The following is a 16,747-nucleotide window of genomic DNA, read 5'->3' as shown; positions in this document are numbered from 1 at the left end:
ACCATCACCCTCAAAAGGAGCCCTGACAGTGATCGACGCATTCAACAGGACCGGTCCGCTCATGGACGCCGCCAGTTATCCCGCCTGGGCCCAGCAACTGATTCAGGATTGCAGCGAGAGCAAGCGCCGCGTGGTCGATCACGAGCTGTACCAGCACATGCGCGACAACACACTCAGCAACAAGGCCATGCGCCAGTACCTGATCGGTGGCTGGCCGGTCGTCGAGCAGTTCGCCTTGTACATGGCGCAGAACCTGACCAAGACCCGCTTCGCCCGCCACCCTGGGGAAGACATGGCGCGCCGTTGGCTGATGCGCAATATCCGGGTCGAACTCAATCATGCCGATTACTGGGTGAACTGGAGCCGGGCCCATGGTGTGAGCCTGGAGGATCTGCAGGCGCAGCAGGTGCCGCCGGAGCTGCATGCCTTGAGCCACTGGTGCTGGCACACCAGCTCCGCCGATTCGCTGATCGTGGCGATCGCCGCCACCAACTATGCCATCGAGGGCGCGACGGGAGAGTGGTCGGCGCTGGTCTGCTCCAGCGGTGTGTATGCCGCGGCCTTTGCCGAAGAAGAGCGCAAGCGGGCGATGAAGTGGCTGAAAATGCATGCCCAGTATGACGATGCCCATCCTTGGGAAGCACTGGAAATCATCTGCACCCTGGCCGGCATGAGCCCGAGCAAGGCCTTGCAGGGCGAGCTGCGCCAGGCGATCTGCAAAAGTTATGACTACATGTACCTGTTCCTGGAGCGCTGCATGCAGCAGGAAAAGGCGCCGGCGGCCCGTGGGCGGAGGGTGCTGGCTGAAGGTTCAATGGCGGCCTCTAGTTGAGATCGTCTCGATGCCGTTTGCTCAGCCGGCCATTGCCAGGCGGTTGCGGCCTTCACGCTTGGCTACGTACAACGCGCTGTCCGCGCGGCGCAGCAGGCTTTCGGCAGATTCCCCCGGCAGCAGGGTCGAACAACCCAGGCTGACCGTCAGTTCGATCAAGGTGCCATCCGCCCAGTATTCCTTGGCCTGAGCCGCGTGGCGCAGGCGTTCGCCGACCAGGGCGGCAGCCTCGCGGCCGGTGTTGGACAACAGGATCAGAAACTCCTCGCCACCAAAACGAAACACCATATCGACGTTGCGCAGCTGCGCCTTGATGGCCGCGGCCACGGCCTTGAGCACCTCATCGCCGGTGCTGTGCCCGTAGCTGTCGTTGACTCTCTTGAAGTGATCGATGTCCAGCATCAGCAGCGACAAGGGATGCAGGTGGCGGCGGGCCATTTCGATTTCCCGGTGCAGTGTCTGGTCCATGGCGATCCGGTTGCCGGTGTCGGTCAAGGGATCGCGCAGGGCGCTACGGGTGGCAGCCCGGTAAAGCAGGGCGTTGCGCATCGGGTACAGCAGGGTGGACAACAGAGATTCCAGGTGGCTCTGTTCCAGGTCGCTGAAGCGCTGATTGCGGCGAAACACCAGTTCGCCCATGGGCTCGCCTTCGTGGCTCAGGCTATAGGCGACGGAGTGGTGGCCGCGCTGGCCGAACTCCAGGCGCAGGTCGCTGGGCGGGTGTTGGTAAACCAGGGCATCCAGCGGTACGAGGCGCTGGGCTTCGCGGTAGAACAGACCAAGGATGCGTTGCGGTTCCAGGCTGGTCTGCAATTGCAGGCCTAATTGCTGGCGCAGTTGCGCGAGGCTGGCCGGACGTAGCAGGAGGGGGGACTGCTGGCCAAAGCCCAGGCGTTGCAATTTGGCGCTATCGAAGTCAATTGCGTTGGTCTGGGAGGGTGTTTTCATATGGCGGGCGCCCCTGAGCACGTAATGCAGGTCTTACTGGCTGGGGGAGAGCGGCTCGGGCTGCTCGTCATACTGTTCCATCAGTCCCGCAGGACAAGAGGCGGCAGTTTAATCTGCTTTGCTGCCCGTTATAAGTCCGGCTCGTCGCCGCTTGCCCTGCCAGTGTGCTGCGTATCTGAGAGGGGCAGAGCGAAAGTCGTGCCATCTAGGCCATCTGAAAAAAAGACTTTTCAATTCAATCGCTTGGCTGAGATGGACTGAGGTGCCTTGGCTCGCTGGATGGCATTTGTTTGGCGATCACGCTGCGAATGGCGGACGAGAGGGGAGCCGCGACGACATTCCGTCGCGGCCAAGGGCGGGGGGTTACTGGGCGTCGAAGGCCTGGCCGTTGATCCCGGCGCTGTCCGGACCCATGAGGTAGAGGTAGACCGGCATGATGTCTTCGGGGGCTGGGTTGTTGCTCGGGTTTTCCCCCGGATAGGCCTGGGCCCGCATGCTGGTGCGGGTGGCGCCTGGATTGATGCTATTGGCCCGTACCGGCGCCACGCCGTCGACTTCATCGGCCAGGGTTTGCATCAGGCCTTCGGTGGCGAACTTCGACACGCCATAAGCACCCCAGTAGGCGCGACCCTTGCGGCCCACGCTGCTGGAGGTGAACACCACCGACGCATCCTGGGACAGCTTGAGCAGCGGCAGCAGGGTGCTGGTCAGCATGAACGTGGCATTGACGTTGACTTGCATCACCCGCATGAAATTCTCGCCCGACAGTTGTTCCAGCGGCGTGCGCGGGCCAATGATCGAGGCGTTGTGCAGTAGGCCGTCCAGGTGGCCGAATTCGGCCTCGACCATGGCGGCCAGTTCGTCGTACTGGTGCGGCAGGGCGGTTTCCAGGTTGAACGGGATCACTGCGGGCTGAGGATGGCCGGCGGCTTCGATCTCGTCGTAGACCTGGGTCAGGTTGGCCTCGGTCTTGCCCAGCAGCAATACAGTGGCGCCATGGGCGGCGAAGGTCTTGGCGGCAGCGGCGCCAATGCCACGGCCGGCGCCGGTGACCAGGATGACCCGGTCCTTGAGCAGTTCGGGGCGGGCGGAATAATCAAACATAAAAACCTCGGGAAATCAGAAGCGAAAGCCTGGGCCGATCAGCAGCTGCACAGCGCCTGGTCCAGGAGCTGGCGCAGTTCCAGTGGGTGGTCCACCACCACATCGGCGCCCCAGTGCTTGGGGTTGTCGTCCGGATGGATGTAGCCGTAGGTCACGGCGGCGGTCTTGGTGCCGGCGTCGCGACCCGATTCGATGTCGCGCAGGTCATCGCCGACGAACAGGACGCTGGCCGGGTCGAGGTCGAGCATCTTGCACGCCAGGATCAACGGTTCCGGATCGGGTTTGGTGTTCTTCACGTGGTCCGGGCAGATCAGCAGGGCGGAGCGCTCGGCCAGGCCCAGATGCTGCATGATCGGCTCGGCAAAACGTACCGGCTTGTTGGTGACCACGCCCCAGATCAGCTTGGCCTTTTCGATGTCGGCCAGCAGTTCGGCCATGCCGTCGAACAGCTTGCTGTGCACGGCGCAATGCTTGAGGTAGCGCTCCAGGAACTCCTGGCGCAGTGCCTCGAAGCCCGGGGACTCCGGGTCCATCGAGAAGGTCACGGACACCATCGCCCGGGCACCGCCGGAAATTTCGTCACGGATATGCTTGTCCGCGATCGGCGCCAGGCCGCGCTCGGCGCGCATGGCCTGGCAGATGGTGATGAAGTCCGGCGCGGTGTCGAGCAGAGTGCCGTCCATGTCGAAAAGAACTGCTCTGATACGCATGGGCTTATTCCTCTCGCAGGGTCTGGATCATGTAGTTGACGTCGACGTCGGCGGCCAGCTTGTAGTGCTTGGTCAGCGGGTTGTAGGTCAGGCCGATGATGTCCTTGACGGTCAGGCCGGCACTGCGGCTCCAGGAGCCCAGTTCGGAAGGACGGATGAATTTCTTGAAGTCATGGGTGCCGCGCGGCAGCAGCTTCATGATGTATTCGGCGCCGATGATGGCGAACAGGTAGGCCTTCGGATTGCGGTTGATGGTGGAGAAGAACACCTGGCCGCCGGGCTTGACCATGCGGAAGCAGGCGCGGATCACCGAGGACGGATCCGGCACGTGCTCGAGCATTTCCAGGCAGGTGACGACGTCGAACTGCTCGGGCATTTCTTCGGCCAGGGCTTCGGCGGTGATCTGCCGGTACTCGACGTTCACCCCGGATTCCAGTTGATGCAGCTGGGCCACCGCCAGGGGCGCTTCGCCCATGTCGATGCCCATGACCGTGGCGCCACGTTGCGCCATGGCTTCGCTGAGGATGCCGCCGCCGCAGCCGACGTCGAGGACTTTCTTGCCGGCCAGGTTGACGCGTTCGTCAATCCAGTTGACCCGCAGCGGGTTGATGTCGTGCAGCGGTTTGAATTCGCTCTCGCGGTCCCACCAGCGATGGGCGAGGGCTTCGAATTTGGCGATTTCGGCGTGGTCGACGTTGCTCATGGGTAATCCTCTGAATCTGGAAAATTCTGCTGTGGGTCTCGAGCCGCGGCTCGAGGGGGCCTGCTATTCGGTATGGCCGCTGATGCGCTGGCCCCAGGCTGTCGCCGTGGCGTGCAGCTGTTGTTCGTCCAGGCGCGTCAGGCGCCGGTCGTCGAGCAATTGCTTGCCGGCGACCCAAAGGTGTTTCACGCAATCGCGGCCGGTGGCATATATAAGTTGCGACACCGGGTCGTAGATCGGTTGCTGCGCCAGGCCGGACAGGTCGAAAGCCACCAGGTCCGCGGCCTTGCCCAGTTCCAGCGAGCCGGTCTCGCTGTCCAGGCCCAGGGCGCGGGCGCCGTTGAGCGTGGCCATGCGCAGGGCCTGGTGCGCGTTCAGGGCGGTGGCCGAGCCGGCCACGGCCTTGGCCAGCAGGGCTGCGGTGCGGGTTTCGCCGAGCAGGTCCAGGTCGTTGTTGCTGGCGGCACCGTCGGTGCCTACCGCTACGTTGACGCCGGCCTGCCACAGCCGTTCCACCGGGCAGAAGCCGCTGGCCAGTTTCAGGTTCGACTCCGGGCAGTGAATGACATTGCTGTTGGTTTCTACCAGCAAAGCCAGGTCGTCATCGCTGATTTGCGTCATGTGTACGGCCTGGAAGCGCGGTCCGAGCAGCCCCAGCCGCGCCAGGCGGGTCAGTGGGCGCTCGCCATGCTGGGCCACAGCCTGCTGGACCTCGAAGGCGGTTTCATGAACGTGCATGTGGATCGAGGCGTCGAGTTCTTCGGCAATGACCCGGATCTTCTCCAGGTTTTCGTCGCCGACCGTGTAGGGGGCGTGGGGGCCGAAGGTGATCTTGATGCGCGGATGGTGCTTGAGGTCGCTGAACAGCTCGACGCCCTGGCGGATGGCTTCGTCGGCGTTGCTGGCGCCGGGAATCGGGAAGTCGAGGATCGGAATGGCGATCTGCGCCCGGATGCCGCTGTTGTGCACGCACTCGCTGGCCACCTTGGGGAAGAAGTACATGTCGGAAAAACAGCTGATGCCGCCTTTGAGCTGTTCGGCGATGGCCAGGTTGGTGCCGTCGCGGACGAAGGCTTCATCGACCCATTTGGCTTCGGCGGGCCAGATGTGGTTTTCCAGCCAGGTCATCAGCGGCAGATCGTCGGCCAGGCCGCGGAACAGGGTCATCGCCGCGTGGCCATGGGCGTTGATCAGCCCGGGGCTGAGCAGCATGCCTGGCAGCTCGCGGACCTCGGCGGCTTGCAGTTTCAAGGCCTCGGTGCGCGGACCGATGAACGCGATGCGTCCGTCGCGGATGCCCAGGCCGTGTTCCTTGAGTACCACGCCGGCCGGTTCCACGGGCACCAGCCAGGTCGGCAGCAGGAGTAAGTCGAGGGCAACGACAGGCTTCGGCATCGAGGATCGGTTCCAGGGCGTTGGTGGAGGATGGCGAAGTATACCCGAGCGTCTTCTCCGGGGGATCGCTATAATCGGCGGCTTTTGTTCATGAGTGCGGGGTGAGGGATGCGCGATCGACTGTTGGCGGCGGAGAAGGTGAAGGCCATCGATTGGCGGGATGACGCCCTGTATCTGCTCGATCAGCGTATTTTGCCATCCGCGGAGCGCTGGATCGCCTACACCCGTGCGGCCGACGTCGCGCATGCCATTCGCGAGAGGGTGGTGCGTGGCGCGCCGGCGATCGGCATCAGTGCTGCCTACGCCGTGGTCCTGGCGGCGCGCGCGCGTTTCGCCGAGGGCGGCGATTGGCAGGCGGCCATGGAAGAGGATTTCGCGCTGCTCGCCGACGCGCGCCCGACCGCGGTCAATCTGTCCTGGGCACTGAGCCGCATGCGCGAGCGCCTGGAACGCCTCAAGGAACACGCCGATCCTCTGGCGGTGCTGGAGGCGGAAGCCCTGGCCATCCATGAAAGCGACCGCGAAGCCAACTTGACCATGGCGCAATTGGGTGCCGACCTGATTCGCAAGCATCAGGGCAATGCCCAGGCCATCCTCACCCACTGCAACACTGGCGCCCTGGCGACCGGTGGTTTCGGTACCGCCCTGGGGGTGATTCGCGGGGCCTTTGGCGAAGGCATGGTCGAGCGGGTGTATGCCAACGAAACCCGGCCCTGGCTGCAAGGCTCGCGGCTGACGGCCTGGGAGCTGGCCAACGAGGGTATTCCGGTGACCTTGAATGCCGACTCCGCCGCCGCGCACATCATGAAAACCAAGGGCGTGACCTGGGTGATCGTGGGGGCGGACCGCATTACCGCCAACGGCGATGTGGCCAATAAGATCGGCACCTATCAACTGGCGGTCAATGCGATGCATCACGGTGTGCGCTTCATGGTGGTCGCCCCGAGTTCGACCATCGACATGGCCCTGGCCAGTGGCGAGGACATTCCGCTCGAGGAGCGCGATGGCAAGGAGCTGCTCGAGGTCGGCGGCCAGCGGGTCGGGGCGGACGTGGAGGTCTATAACCCGGCGTTCGACGTCACCCCGGCGGACCTGATCGACGCCATCGTCACCGAGAAAGGCATAGTCGAGCGTCCCGATACCGCGAAAATGGCCCAGTTGATGTGCCGCAAGCGCCTGCACTGAAATCGTGTTGCAGAAGTTGTCGATGACGGCTGTCGTCAGCCCGGGAAAACATCCGCATTCGGGTGCGAAATCTGCCTCTGAGCTTCTCTGGTCTCTTATCAGCCTGTCACCGGTCAACTAACTATGCTCCATGCGCATCAGGGGGATAGGTGCGTGGCGGCGTTTGTGATAACATCCGGCGGTTTCCAAGGTGGTCCGAAGTGGCTGCCTTTACTGCGCAAATCCATGGCATAACTTGTTGATTTGTCGTAAGTCGGTGCATGGCACTAGGCCTGCAGCGGCGAGCTTCGTTCGTCCCATATGGATGTGACGAAGTTTCACCAGAAAAAGGAATCAGGCTTCTCATGGGCGAACTGGCCAAAGAAATCCTCCCGGTCAATATCGAAGACGAGCTGAAACAGTCCTATCTCGACTACGCGATGAGCGTAATCGTCGGGCGGGCGCTGCCTGATGCGCGCGATGGCTTGAAGCCCGTGCACCGGCGCGTGCTGTACGCGATGAGCGAGCTCGGTAACGACTGGAACAAGCCGTACAAGAAATCTGCCCGTGTTGTCGGTGACGTGATCGGTAAGTATCACCCGCACGGTGATACCGCGGTGTACGACACCATCGTTCGTATGGCCCAGCCATTCTCCCTGCGCTACCTGCTGGTAGACGGTCAGGGTAACTTCGGTTCGGTCGACGGCGACAACGCGGCGGCCATGCGATACACCGAAGTGCGCATGACCAAGCTGGCGCACGAGCTGCTGGCCGACCTGCACAAGGAAACCGTGGACTGGGTGCCGAACTACGACGGCACCGAACTGATCCCCGCGGTCATGCCGACCAAGATCCCCAACCTGCTGGTCAACGGCTCCAGCGGTATCGCCGTGGGCATGGCGACCAACATTCCGCCGCACAACCTCGGTGAAGTCATCGACGGCTGCCTGGCGCTGATCGACAACCCCGAGCTGACCGTCGACGAGCTGATGCAGCACATCCCCGGTCCGGACTTCCCGACCGCGGCGGTCATCAACGGTCGCGAAGGCATTATCGAAGCGTACCGCACCGGCCGTGGCCGCATTTACATGCGTGCCCGCTCGATCATCGAAGACATCGACAAGGTCGGTGGCCGCCAGCAGATCGTCATCACCGAGCTGCCTTACCAGTTGAACAAGGCGCGTCTGATCGAAAAGATCGCCGAGCTGGTCAAGGAGAAGAAACTCGAAGGCATCACCGAACTGCGCGACGAGTCCGACAAGGACGGTATGCGTGTGGTCATCGAGCTGCGTCGCGGTGAAGTGCCGGAGGTGATCCTCAACAACCTCTACGCCCAGACCCAGCTGCAGAGCGTGTTCGGTATCAACATCGTCGCGCTGATCGATGGCCGTCCGCGGATCCTCAACCTGAAGGACCTGCTGGAAGCCTTTGTCCGTCACCGCCGCGAAGTGGTGACCCGGCGTACCGTGTTCGAACTGCGCAAGGCGCGCGAGCGTGGCCATATCCTCGAAGGTCAGGCTGTTGCCTTGTCGAACATCGACCCGGTCATCGCCCTGATCAAGGCCTCGCCGACGCCATCGGAAGCCAAGGAAGCGCTCGTCAGCACCCCTTGGGAGTCCAGCGCGGTGATGACCATGGTCGAGCGTGCCGGCGCTGATTCCTGCCGTCCGGAAAACCTCGATCCGCAATACGGTCTGCGCGACGGCAAGTACTTCCTGTCGCCAGAGCAGGCGCAAGCCATTCTGGAACTGCGTCTGCACCGCCTGACCGGTCTCGAGCATGAAAAACTGCTGGCCGAGTACCAGGAGATTCTCAACCAGATTGGTGAGCTGATCCGCATCCTCAACAGCGCCACGCGCCTGATGGAAGTGATCCGCGAAGAGCTGGAAGTCATTCGCGCCGAGTACGGCGATGTGCGTCGCACCGAAATCCTCGATGCCCGTCTCGACCTGACCCTGGGCGACATGATTCCGGAAGAAGAGCGCGTCGTGACCATCTCCCACGGCGGCTATGCCAAGACCCAGCCGCTGGCCGCGTACCAGGCCCAGCGTCGTGGCGGCAAAGGCAAGTCGGCGACCGGCGTCAAGGATGAGGACTACATCGCTCACCTGCTGGTGGCCAACAGTCACACCACGCTGTTGCTGTTCTCCAGCAAGGGCAAGGTCTACTGGCTGAAAACCTACGAGATTCCCGAGGCTTCCCGTGCCGCCCGTGGTCGGCCGCTGGTCAACCTGCTGCCGCTGGATGACGGTGAATACATCACCACCATGCTGCCGGTCGAGGAGTACACCGAAGGTCACTACATCTTCATGGCGACCGCCAACGGCACCGTGAAGAAGACCCCGCTGGAATCCTTCAGCCGTCAGCGCAGCGTCGGCCTGATCGCTCTGGAGCTGGACGAGGGCGACGTGCTGATTTCCGCGGCCATTACCGATGGCGAGCGTGAAGTCATGCTGTTCTCCGACGGTGGCAAGGTGACTCGCTTCAAGGAGTCCGATGTGCGTGCCATGGGCCGTACCGCCCGCGGTGTGCGCGGCATGCGCCTGCCGGAAGGACAGAAGCTGATCTCCATGCTGATTCCGGAAGAAGGCAGCCAGATCCTCACCGCTTCCGAGCGTGGTTATGGCAAGCGTACCGCTATCACCGAGTTCCCTGAGTACAAGCGTGGTGGCCAGGGCGTTATCGCCATGGTCAGCAACGAGCGTAACGGCCGTCTGGTCGGTGCGGTCCAGGTGCTCGACGGCGAGGAAATCATGCTGATTTCCGACCAGGGCACCCTGGTGCGCACCCGGGTCGACGAAGTTTCCAGCCTGGGCCGTAACACCCAGGGTGTGACCCTGATCAAGCTGGCCAACGATGAAACGTTGGTGGGCCTGGAGCGGGTTCAGGAGCCGTCCGAAGTCGAAGGTGACGAGTTGGAAGGCGAGGACGGCGAGGTGCTCGAAGGCGCCGTGCTGGATGCGGTGACTGATTCGGACGATGCCGTCGAAGGCCAACAGGCTGACGCCGCCGGCGAAGAAGAGTCGCAAGACTAAATCAATCGTAGCAGGGCAGAGTGTTTGCTCTGTCCGCTACCGTGAATGCATAGCGAGAGTGGATGTGAGCAAACGAGCCTATAACTTCTGCGCAGGTCCCGCTGCGCTACCTGAAGCTGTCCTGTTGCGTGCCCAGGCCGAATTGCTGGACTGGCAAGGCAAGGGCCTGTCGGTCATGGAAATGAGCCATCGCAGCGATGAGTTCGTGTCCATTGCCACCAAGGCCGAGCAGGATCTGCGTGACCTGCTGAATATCCCCTCGAACTATAAAGTGCTGTTTCTGCAAGGCGGCGCCAGCCAGCAATTTGCTCAGATTCCCCTGAACCTGTTGCCGGAAAATGGCTCGGCCGACTATATCGACACCGGTATCTGGTCGCAGAAGGCCATTGAAGAAGCGTCGCGCTACGGCCATATCAACGTGGCAGCCACCGCCAAGCCTTACGATTACTTCGCCATTCCTGGCCAGAACGAATGGCAGCTGTCGAAAGACGCGGCCTACGTGCACTACGCACCGAACGAAACCATCGGCGGCCTGGAATTCCAGTGGGTTCCGGAAACCGGCGACGTTCCGTTGGTGGCCGACATGTCTTCCGACATCCTTTCGCGCCCTGTGGATATCTCCCGCTTCGGCATGATCTATGCTGGCGCGCAGAAAAACATCGGCCCGAGCGGCATCGTCGTCAATATCGTTCGCGAGGACCTGTTGGGCCGCGCGCGTTCGCTGTGCCCGACCATGCTCGACTACAAGGTCGCGGCAGACAACGGCTCGATGTACAACACGCCGCCGACCTTGGCCTGGTACCTGTCCGGCCTGGTGTTCGAATGGCTCAAGGAGCAGGGCGGGGTGCAAGCCATCGCCGAGCTCAACGAAGTCAAGCAGCGCACCCTGTACAACTTCATCGATGCCAGCGGCCTGTACAGCAACCCGATCAACAAGTCGGACCGCTCGTGGATGAACGTGCCGTTCCGCCTGGCCGACGACCGTCTGGACAAGCCGTTCCTCGCCGGTGCCGATGCCCGTGGTCTGCTGAACCTCAAGGGTCACCGTTCGGTGGGCGGCATGCGCGCCTCCATCTACAACGCCGTCGACATCCATGCGGTCAATGCGCTGGTGGCGTACATGGCAGAGTTCGAGAAGGAACATGGCTAATGTCTGAGCAAGAACTCAAGGCACTGCGCCTGCGCATCGATGCCCTGGACGAGAAAGTCCTGGAGCTGATCAGTGAGCGTGCGCGCTGCGCCCAGGAAGTCGCGCGAGTAAAGATGGCCTCGCTGGCCGAAGGCGAAGTGCCGGTGTTCTATCGTCCTGAGCGTGAAGCTCAGGTGCTCAAGCGGGTGATGGAGCGCAATCAGGGGCCGCTGGGCAACGAAGAGATGGCGCGGTTGTTCCGTGAAATCATGTCGTCCTGCCTGGCGCTCGAGCAGCCGCTGAAAGTGGCGTATCTCGGCCCCGAAGGCACCTTCACCCAGGCCGCGGCCATGAAGCACTTCGGTCACGCGGTGATCAGCAAACCGATGGCGGCGATCGATGAGGTGTTCCGCGAGGTGGCGGCGGGTGCGGTGAACTTTGGCGTGGTGCCGGTGGAAAACTCCACCGAGGGTGCGGTCAACCACACCCTCGACAGTTTCCTGGAACACGACATGGTGATCTGCGGCGAGGTCGAGCTGCGTATCCACCACCATCTGCTGGTTGGTGAAAACACCAAGACCGACAGCATCAGCCGCATCTACTCCCATGCCCAGTCGCTGGCGCAGTGCCGCAAGTGGCTGGATGCCCATTATCCGAATGTCGAGCGCGTCGCGGTTTCCAGCAACGCCGAGGCGGCCAAGCGGGTCAAGGGCGAGTGGAACTCGGCGGCCATCGCCGGTGACATGGCGGCAAGCCTGTATGGCCTGACCCGTCTGGCCGAGAAAATCGAGGATCGTCCGGACAACTCCACGCGCTTCCTGATGATCGGCAATCAGGAAGTGCCGCCGACCGGCGACGACAAGACCTCGATCATCGTTTCCATGAGCAACAAGCCCGGTGCCCTGCACGAGCTGCTGGTGCCCTTCCATGAGAACGGTATCGACCTGACGCGTATCGAAACCCGGCCTTCGCGCAGTGGCAAGTGGACCTATGTGTTCTTCATCGACTTTGTCGGCCATCACCGCGATCCATTGATCAAGGGCGTGCTGGAAAAGATCAGTCAGGAAGCAGTGGCACTGAAGGTGCTGGGTTCCTACCCGAAAGCGGTTCTCTGAGGCTTTAACAATGAGTGGCGACTTCCTCGCTCTGGCGCAGCCGGGCGTGCAACAACTTTCGCCTTACGTTCCGGGCAAGCCCGTGGACGAACTGGCGCGCGAACTGGACATCGATCCGGCGAAAATCGTCAAGCTGGCGAGCAATGAAAACCCGCTGGGCGCCAGCCCCAAGGCGTTGGCGGCGATCCGCGAAGAGCTGGCCGAGCTGACCCGTTATCCGGATGGCAATGGGTTTGCGCTCAAGACCCTGCTGGCCGAGCGCTGTGGCGTCGAGCTGGCCCAGGTCACCCTGGGCAACGGTTCCAACGACATTCTGGAACTGGTCGCCCGCGCCTATCTGGCACCTGGCCTGAATGCGGTGTTTAGCGAGCACGCCTTTGCCGTGTATCCGATCGTCACCCAGGTGGTCGGTGCCGAGGCTCGTGTGGTTCCGGCCAAGGAATGGGGACATGACCTGCCAGCCATGCTGCAGGCCATCGATGCCGATACTCGGGTGGTCTTCATCGCCAACCCGAACAATCCGACCGGCACCTGGTTCAGCGCCGAGGCGCTGGACGACTTCCTCCAGGACGTGCCGGCGCATGTGCTGGTGGTGCTGGACGAGGCTTACATCGAATATGCCGAGGGCAGCGATCTGCCGGATGGCCTGGATTTCCTTGCGGCCTATCCGAACCTGCTGGTTTCGCGGACCTTCTCCAAGGCCTACGGCCTGGCAGCGCTGCGGGTGGGTTATGGCTTGTCGACCGCGACTGTGGCCGATGTGCTCAATCGCGTTCGCCAGCCGTTCAACGTCAACAGCCTGGCGCTGGCTGCGGCATGTGCCGCGCTGCAGGACGACGAATACCTGGCCGAAAGCCGTCGCCTGAACGAGGCCGGCATGCAGCAACTGGAAACTGGTTTCCGCGAGCTGGGGCTGGCCTGGATCCCGTCGCGGGGCAACTTCATCGCCGTGGATCTCGGGCAGGTTGCCGCGCCGGTGTTCCAGGGCTTGTTGCGTGAAGGGGTTATCGTGCGGCCGGTGGCCAACTACGGCATGCCGAATCACCTGCGGGTGACCATTGGCCTGCCGGCGGAAAACAGCCGCTTCCTCGAGGCTCTGGCCAAGGTTCTGGCCCGTGGTTGATGTCATTCCAGTGCAACCTGTGGTGCCTATGATCGGTCGCCTGGTGGTGGTTGGCCTGGGGCTGATCGGCGGTTCCTTTGCCAAGGGGCTGCGTGAAAGTGGCGTGTGCCGCGAGGTGGTCGGCGTTGATCTCGATCCGCAATCGCGCAAGTTGGCCGTTGAGCTGGGCGTGGTGGATCGCTGTGAAGAAGACCTGGCGCTGGCGTGCCAGGGGGCTGATGTGATTCAGCTGGCAGTGCCGATTCTGGCCATGGAGAAGTTGCTGGCGATTCTGGCCGGCATGGATCTGGGGCAGGCTATCCTGACCGACGTCGGCAGCGCCAAGGGCAATGTGGTGCGCGCGGCGACCGAGGCCTTTGGCGGCATGCCGCCGCGTTTCGTTCCGGGGCACCCGATCGCCGGTTCCGAGCAGAGCGGGGTCGAGGCCTCCAATGGTCAGTTGTTCCGCCGCCACAAAGTGATCCTGACGCCGCTGGAGCAGACTGATCCGGCAGCCTTGGCGGTGGTCGACCAGCTCTGGCGCGAGCTGGGGGCCGATGTTGAACACATGCAGGTCGAGCGCCATGACGAAGTGTTGGCGGCGACCAGCCACCTGCCGCACCTGCTGGCGTTCGGTCTGGTCGATTCGTTGGCCAAGCGCAGTGAAAATCTGGACATCTTCCGTTACGCTGCGGGCGGTTTCCGCGATTTCACGAGAATCGCCGGTAGCGACCCGGTCATGTGGCACGACATCTTCCTCGCCAACCGCGAAGCTGTCCTGCGCACACTCGATACATTTCGCAATGACCTCGACGCCCTGCGCGACGCGGTCGATGCAGGGGACGGGCACCAGTTGTTGGGCGTATTCACTCGCGCCCGGGTGGCCCGCGAGCATTTCAGTAAAATCCTGGCCCGCCGGGCCTATGTGGACGCTATGAACTCCAATAACCTGATTTTCCTGGCAAATCCTGGTGGCCGCCTGACTGGGCGGATTCGTGTACCGGGTGACAAGTCGATTTCTCACCGTTCGATCATGCTCGGCTCCCTGGCTGAAGGTACTACCGAAGTCGAAGGCTTCCTCGAGGGCGAAGACGCCCTGGCGACGCTGCAGGCTTTCCGCGACATGGGTGTGGTCATCGAAGGCCCGCACCATGGTCGCGTGACTATTCACGGCGTTGGCCTGCACGGCCTGAAGCCGGCTCCGGGGCCGATCTATCTGGGTAACTCCGGCACCTCGATGCGCCTGCTGTCCGGCCTGCTGGCCGCGCAGGATTTCGACAGCGTGCTGACGGGGGATGCTTCGTTATCCAAGCGCCCGATGAACCGCGTGGCCAACCCACTGCGCGAGATGGGGGCGGTGATCGAGACTGCTGCGGAAGGGCGTCCGCCGATGACCATTCGTGGTGGTAACAAGCTCAAGGGCCTGACTTACACCATGCCGATGGCCAGCGCCCAGGTTAAGTCCTGCCTGCTGTTGGCCGGTCTGTACGCCGACGGTAAAACCACGGTGACCGAGCCGGCGCCAACCCGTGACCACACCGAGCGTATGCTGCGTGGTTTCGGTTATTCGGTAGCGGTCGAGGGTGCCACGGCCTCGGTTGAATCCGGTGGCAAGCTGAAGGCGACTCATATCGAGGTGCCTGCGGATATTTCTTCGGCGGCCTTCTTCCTGGTGGCGGCATCCATCGCCGAGGGTTCCGAGCTGGTGCTCGAGCACGTTGGTATCAACCCTACGCGTACCGGTGTCATCGACATCCTGCGTCTGATGGGGGCTGATATCAGCCTGGAGAATCAGCGTGAAGTCGGTGGCGAGCCGGTGGCAGACCTGCGTGTTCGCGCGGCGAAGCTCAAGGGTATCGAGATTCCGGAAGAGCTGGTTCCGCTGGCGATCGACGAATTCCCGGTGCTGTTCGTCGCCGCGGCCTGTGCCGAGGGGCGTACCGTGCTGCGTGGCGCTGAGGAGCTGCGGGTCAAGGAGTCCGACCGCATTCAAGTGATGGCTGATGGCTTGCTGGCGCTGGGCGTCAAGTGTGAGCCGACTCCGGACGGCATCATCATCGATGGCAGCCAGATTGGCGGCGGCGAAGTGCATGGCCATGGCGACCACCGTATCGCCATGGCTTTCAGTGTGGCGTCGTTGCGTGCCGCTGCGCCAATCCGCATCCATGACTGCGCCAACGTTGCCACGTCCTTCCCGAACTTCCTTGCGTTGTGCGCGCAGGTCGGCATTCGCGTCGCGCAAGAGGCTCAGTCGTGAACATCAAGGCGCCAGTCATCACCATCGATGGGCCGAGTGGCTCGGGCAAGGGCACTATCGCCGGGATTCTGGCCAAGCGCCTCGGCTGGTGCCTGCTGGATTCCGGTGCCTTGTACCGCCTGCTGGCTTTTGCCGCGCGCAACCATGGGGTCGACCTGACCAACGAGGAGTCCCTGAAGCTGTTGGCGGCTCACCTGGATGTGCAGTTCGTCGGAGCGACCGAAGGTCATCCGCAGCACATCATTCTGGAGGGTGACGATGTCACCGACGATTTGCGCAACGAGCAGGTAGGTGCCTGGGCGTCTCAGGTCGCCGCGCTGCCGGCGGTGCGTGATGCGCTGTTGCAGCGGCAGCGGGCTTTTCAGGAGCCTCCGGGGTTGGTGGCCGATGGGCGCGACATGGGGACTGTGGTATTTCCCGATGCGCCTTTGAAGATTTTCCTGACCGCAAGTGCCGAGGAGCGTGCGCGCCGCCGTTACTTGCAGTTGAAGGGCAAAGTCGATGGTGTTAGTCTGTCGAGTCTGCTAGATGAGATTCGTGCACGCGATGAGCGTGACACCCAGCGAGCGGTCGCCCCGCTCAAACCGGCGGCTGACGCCATACAGCTGGATTCCACGGAGTTGTCCATCGAGCAGGTGCTGGAACGCATCTTGAGCGAGATCGCCATTCGCGATATCGCCGGGTGACCAAGGAAGAGCGCAGGGGACCAGTCATAGTCCTGCGGTCTTTCTTTTATATGAACGTAACCCACATTGTCTGGGATGTGGCAGATGGGCGTATTCTTCGCCCTTATCAACAGGAATTAAAATGAGCGAAAGCTTTGCGGAACTCTTTGAAGAAAGCCTAAAAACCCTGAACCTTCAGGCAGGCTCCATCATCACCGGTGTTATCGTCGACATCGACTACCAAGCGCGTTGGGTAACCGTTCACGCTGGTCTGAAGTCTGAAGCGCTGATCCCGCTTGAGCAGTTCTACAACGATGCTGGCGACCTGTCCATCAATGTTGGTGATGAAGTTCACGTTGCTCTGGATTCGGTTGAAGACGGCTTCGGTGAAACCAAGCTGTCCCGTGAAAAAGCCAAGCGCGCTGAATGCTGGATCGTTCTGGAAGCAGCCTTCGCAGCCGAAGAAGTGGTCAAGGGCGTTATCAACGGTAAGGTTAAGGGCGGCTTCACTGTCGACGTTAACGGCATCCGTGCCGCGGCAAGCTTCAGGTGTTTCAGAACGAACCGCTGTACCTCTATCTGAAAGGC

The 16,747-nt window shown here is 62.3% G+C and carries 13 protein-coding genes and 1 pseudogene; 9 read left to right on the top strand and 5 right to left on the bottom strand.

Annotation, left to right across the window (positions count from 1 at the left end; genetic code table 11):
* Window positions 1-61 precede the first annotated feature (61 nt).
* The gene (locus ACQKQA_RS14130) at window positions 62-832 is read left to right on the top strand and encodes a TenA family transcriptional regulator (protein WP_427558397.1); all 771 of its coding nucleotides are present in this window, start codon (window positions 62-64) and stop codon (window positions 830-832) included.
* Between the two features lie 21 nt (window positions 833-853).
* On the opposite strand, the gene ACQKQA_RS14125 is transcribed toward ACQKQA_RS14130, so the two are convergent.
* From ACQKQA_RS14125 to ACQKQA_RS14105, 5 genes are all read right to left on the bottom strand, one after another.
* Window positions 854-1,780 carry a GGDEF domain-containing protein gene (locus tag ACQKQA_RS14125; protein ID WP_427558281.1) on the bottom strand — a complete coding sequence of 309 codons (927 nt, stop codon included), beginning with the start codon at window positions 1,778-1,780 and terminating at the stop codon, window positions 854-856.
* A 363-nt stretch (window positions 1,781-2,143) separates the two neighbouring features.
* A complete protein-coding gene (locus ACQKQA_RS14120) occupies window positions 2,144-2,884 on the bottom strand; it encodes a YciK family oxidoreductase (protein ID WP_427558278.1) in 741 nt (246 codons plus the stop codon).
* 38 nt (window positions 2,885-2,922) lie between these two features.
* The gene (gene mupP / locus ACQKQA_RS14115; protein WP_427558275.1) at window positions 2,923-3,594 is read right to left on the bottom strand and encodes an N-acetylmuramic acid 6-phosphate phosphatase MupP; all 672 of its coding nucleotides are present in this window, start codon (window positions 3,592-3,594) and stop codon (window positions 2,923-2,925) included.
* A 4-nt stretch (window positions 3,595-3,598) separates the two neighbouring features.
* The gene (ubiG, locus tag ACQKQA_RS14110) at window positions 3,599-4,297 is read right to left on the bottom strand and encodes a bifunctional 2-polyprenyl-6-hydroxyphenol methylase/3-demethylubiquinol 3-O-methyltransferase UbiG (protein ID WP_427558272.1); all 699 of its coding nucleotides are present in this window, start codon (window positions 4,295-4,297) and stop codon (window positions 3,599-3,601) included.
* A gap of 63 nt (window positions 4,298-4,360) precedes the next feature.
* Complete coding sequence (locus tag ACQKQA_RS14105; RefSeq protein WP_427558269.1) at window positions 4,361-5,692, bottom strand: TRZ/ATZ family hydrolase; 1,332 nt, start codon at window positions 5,690-5,692, stop codon at window positions 4,361-4,363.
* 108 nt (window positions 5,693-5,800) lie between these two features.
* Between ACQKQA_RS14105 and mtnA the strand changes: the two genes are divergently transcribed.
* From mtnA to rpsA, 8 genes and pseudogenes are all read left to right on the top strand, one after another.
* On the top strand, window positions 5,801-6,877 hold the full coding sequence (gene mtnA / locus ACQKQA_RS14100) for an S-methyl-5-thioribose-1-phosphate isomerase (protein ID WP_427558266.1): 1,077 nt from the start codon (window positions 5,801-5,803) through the stop codon (window positions 6,875-6,877).
* Between the two features lie 344 nt (window positions 6,878-7,221).
* On the top strand, window positions 7,222-9,891 hold the full coding sequence (gyrA, locus tag ACQKQA_RS14095; protein WP_427558263.1) for a DNA gyrase subunit A: 2,670 nt from the start codon (window positions 7,222-7,224) through the stop codon (window positions 9,889-9,891).
* Window positions 9,892-9,955: 64 nt separating this feature from the next.
* Entirely contained in the window at window positions 9,956-11,041 is a 1,086-nt protein-coding gene (gene serC / locus ACQKQA_RS14090) for a 3-phosphoserine/phosphohydroxythreonine transaminase (RefSeq protein WP_427558260.1), read from the top strand.
* A complete protein-coding gene (pheA, locus tag ACQKQA_RS14085) occupies window positions 11,041-12,135 on the top strand; it encodes a prephenate dehydratase (protein WP_092300248.1) in 1,095 nt (364 codons plus the stop codon). The genes serC and pheA overlap by 1 nt, the downstream gene beginning before the upstream one ends.
* A 10-nt stretch (window positions 12,136-12,145) precedes the next feature.
* Entirely contained in the window at window positions 12,146-13,258 is a 1,113-nt protein-coding gene (hisC, locus tag ACQKQA_RS14080) for a histidinol-phosphate transaminase (RefSeq protein ID WP_427558258.1), read from the top strand.
* Between the two features lie 28 nt (window positions 13,259-13,286).
* Window positions 13,287-15,494: a bifunctional prephenate dehydrogenase/3-phosphoshikimate 1-carboxyvinyltransferase gene (locus ACQKQA_RS14075; protein ID WP_427558394.1), complete on the top strand. Its 2,208-nt coding sequence runs from the start codon at window positions 13,287-13,289 to the stop codon at window positions 15,492-15,494.
* The gene (cmk, locus tag ACQKQA_RS14070) at window positions 15,491-16,180 is read left to right on the top strand and encodes a (d)CMP kinase (RefSeq protein WP_427558256.1); all 690 of its coding nucleotides are present in this window, start codon (window positions 15,491-15,493) and stop codon (window positions 16,178-16,180) included. The genes ACQKQA_RS14075 and cmk overlap by 4 nt, the downstream gene beginning before the upstream one ends.
* Window positions 16,181-16,301: 121 nt before the next feature.
* Window positions 16,302-16,694 (top strand): annotated as a pseudogene (gene rpsA / locus ACQKQA_RS14065) (30S ribosomal protein S1); the annotation flags it as partial.
* Between the last annotated feature and the right edge of the window lie 53 nt (window positions 16,695-16,747).

The organism is Pseudomonas sp. NPDC089530, from assembly GCF_050280705.1.
Lineage (GTDB): Bacteria > Pseudomonadota > Gammaproteobacteria > Pseudomonadales > Pseudomonadaceae > Aquipseudomonas.
This window is presented reverse-complemented; position numbering and strand designations above follow the sequence as displayed.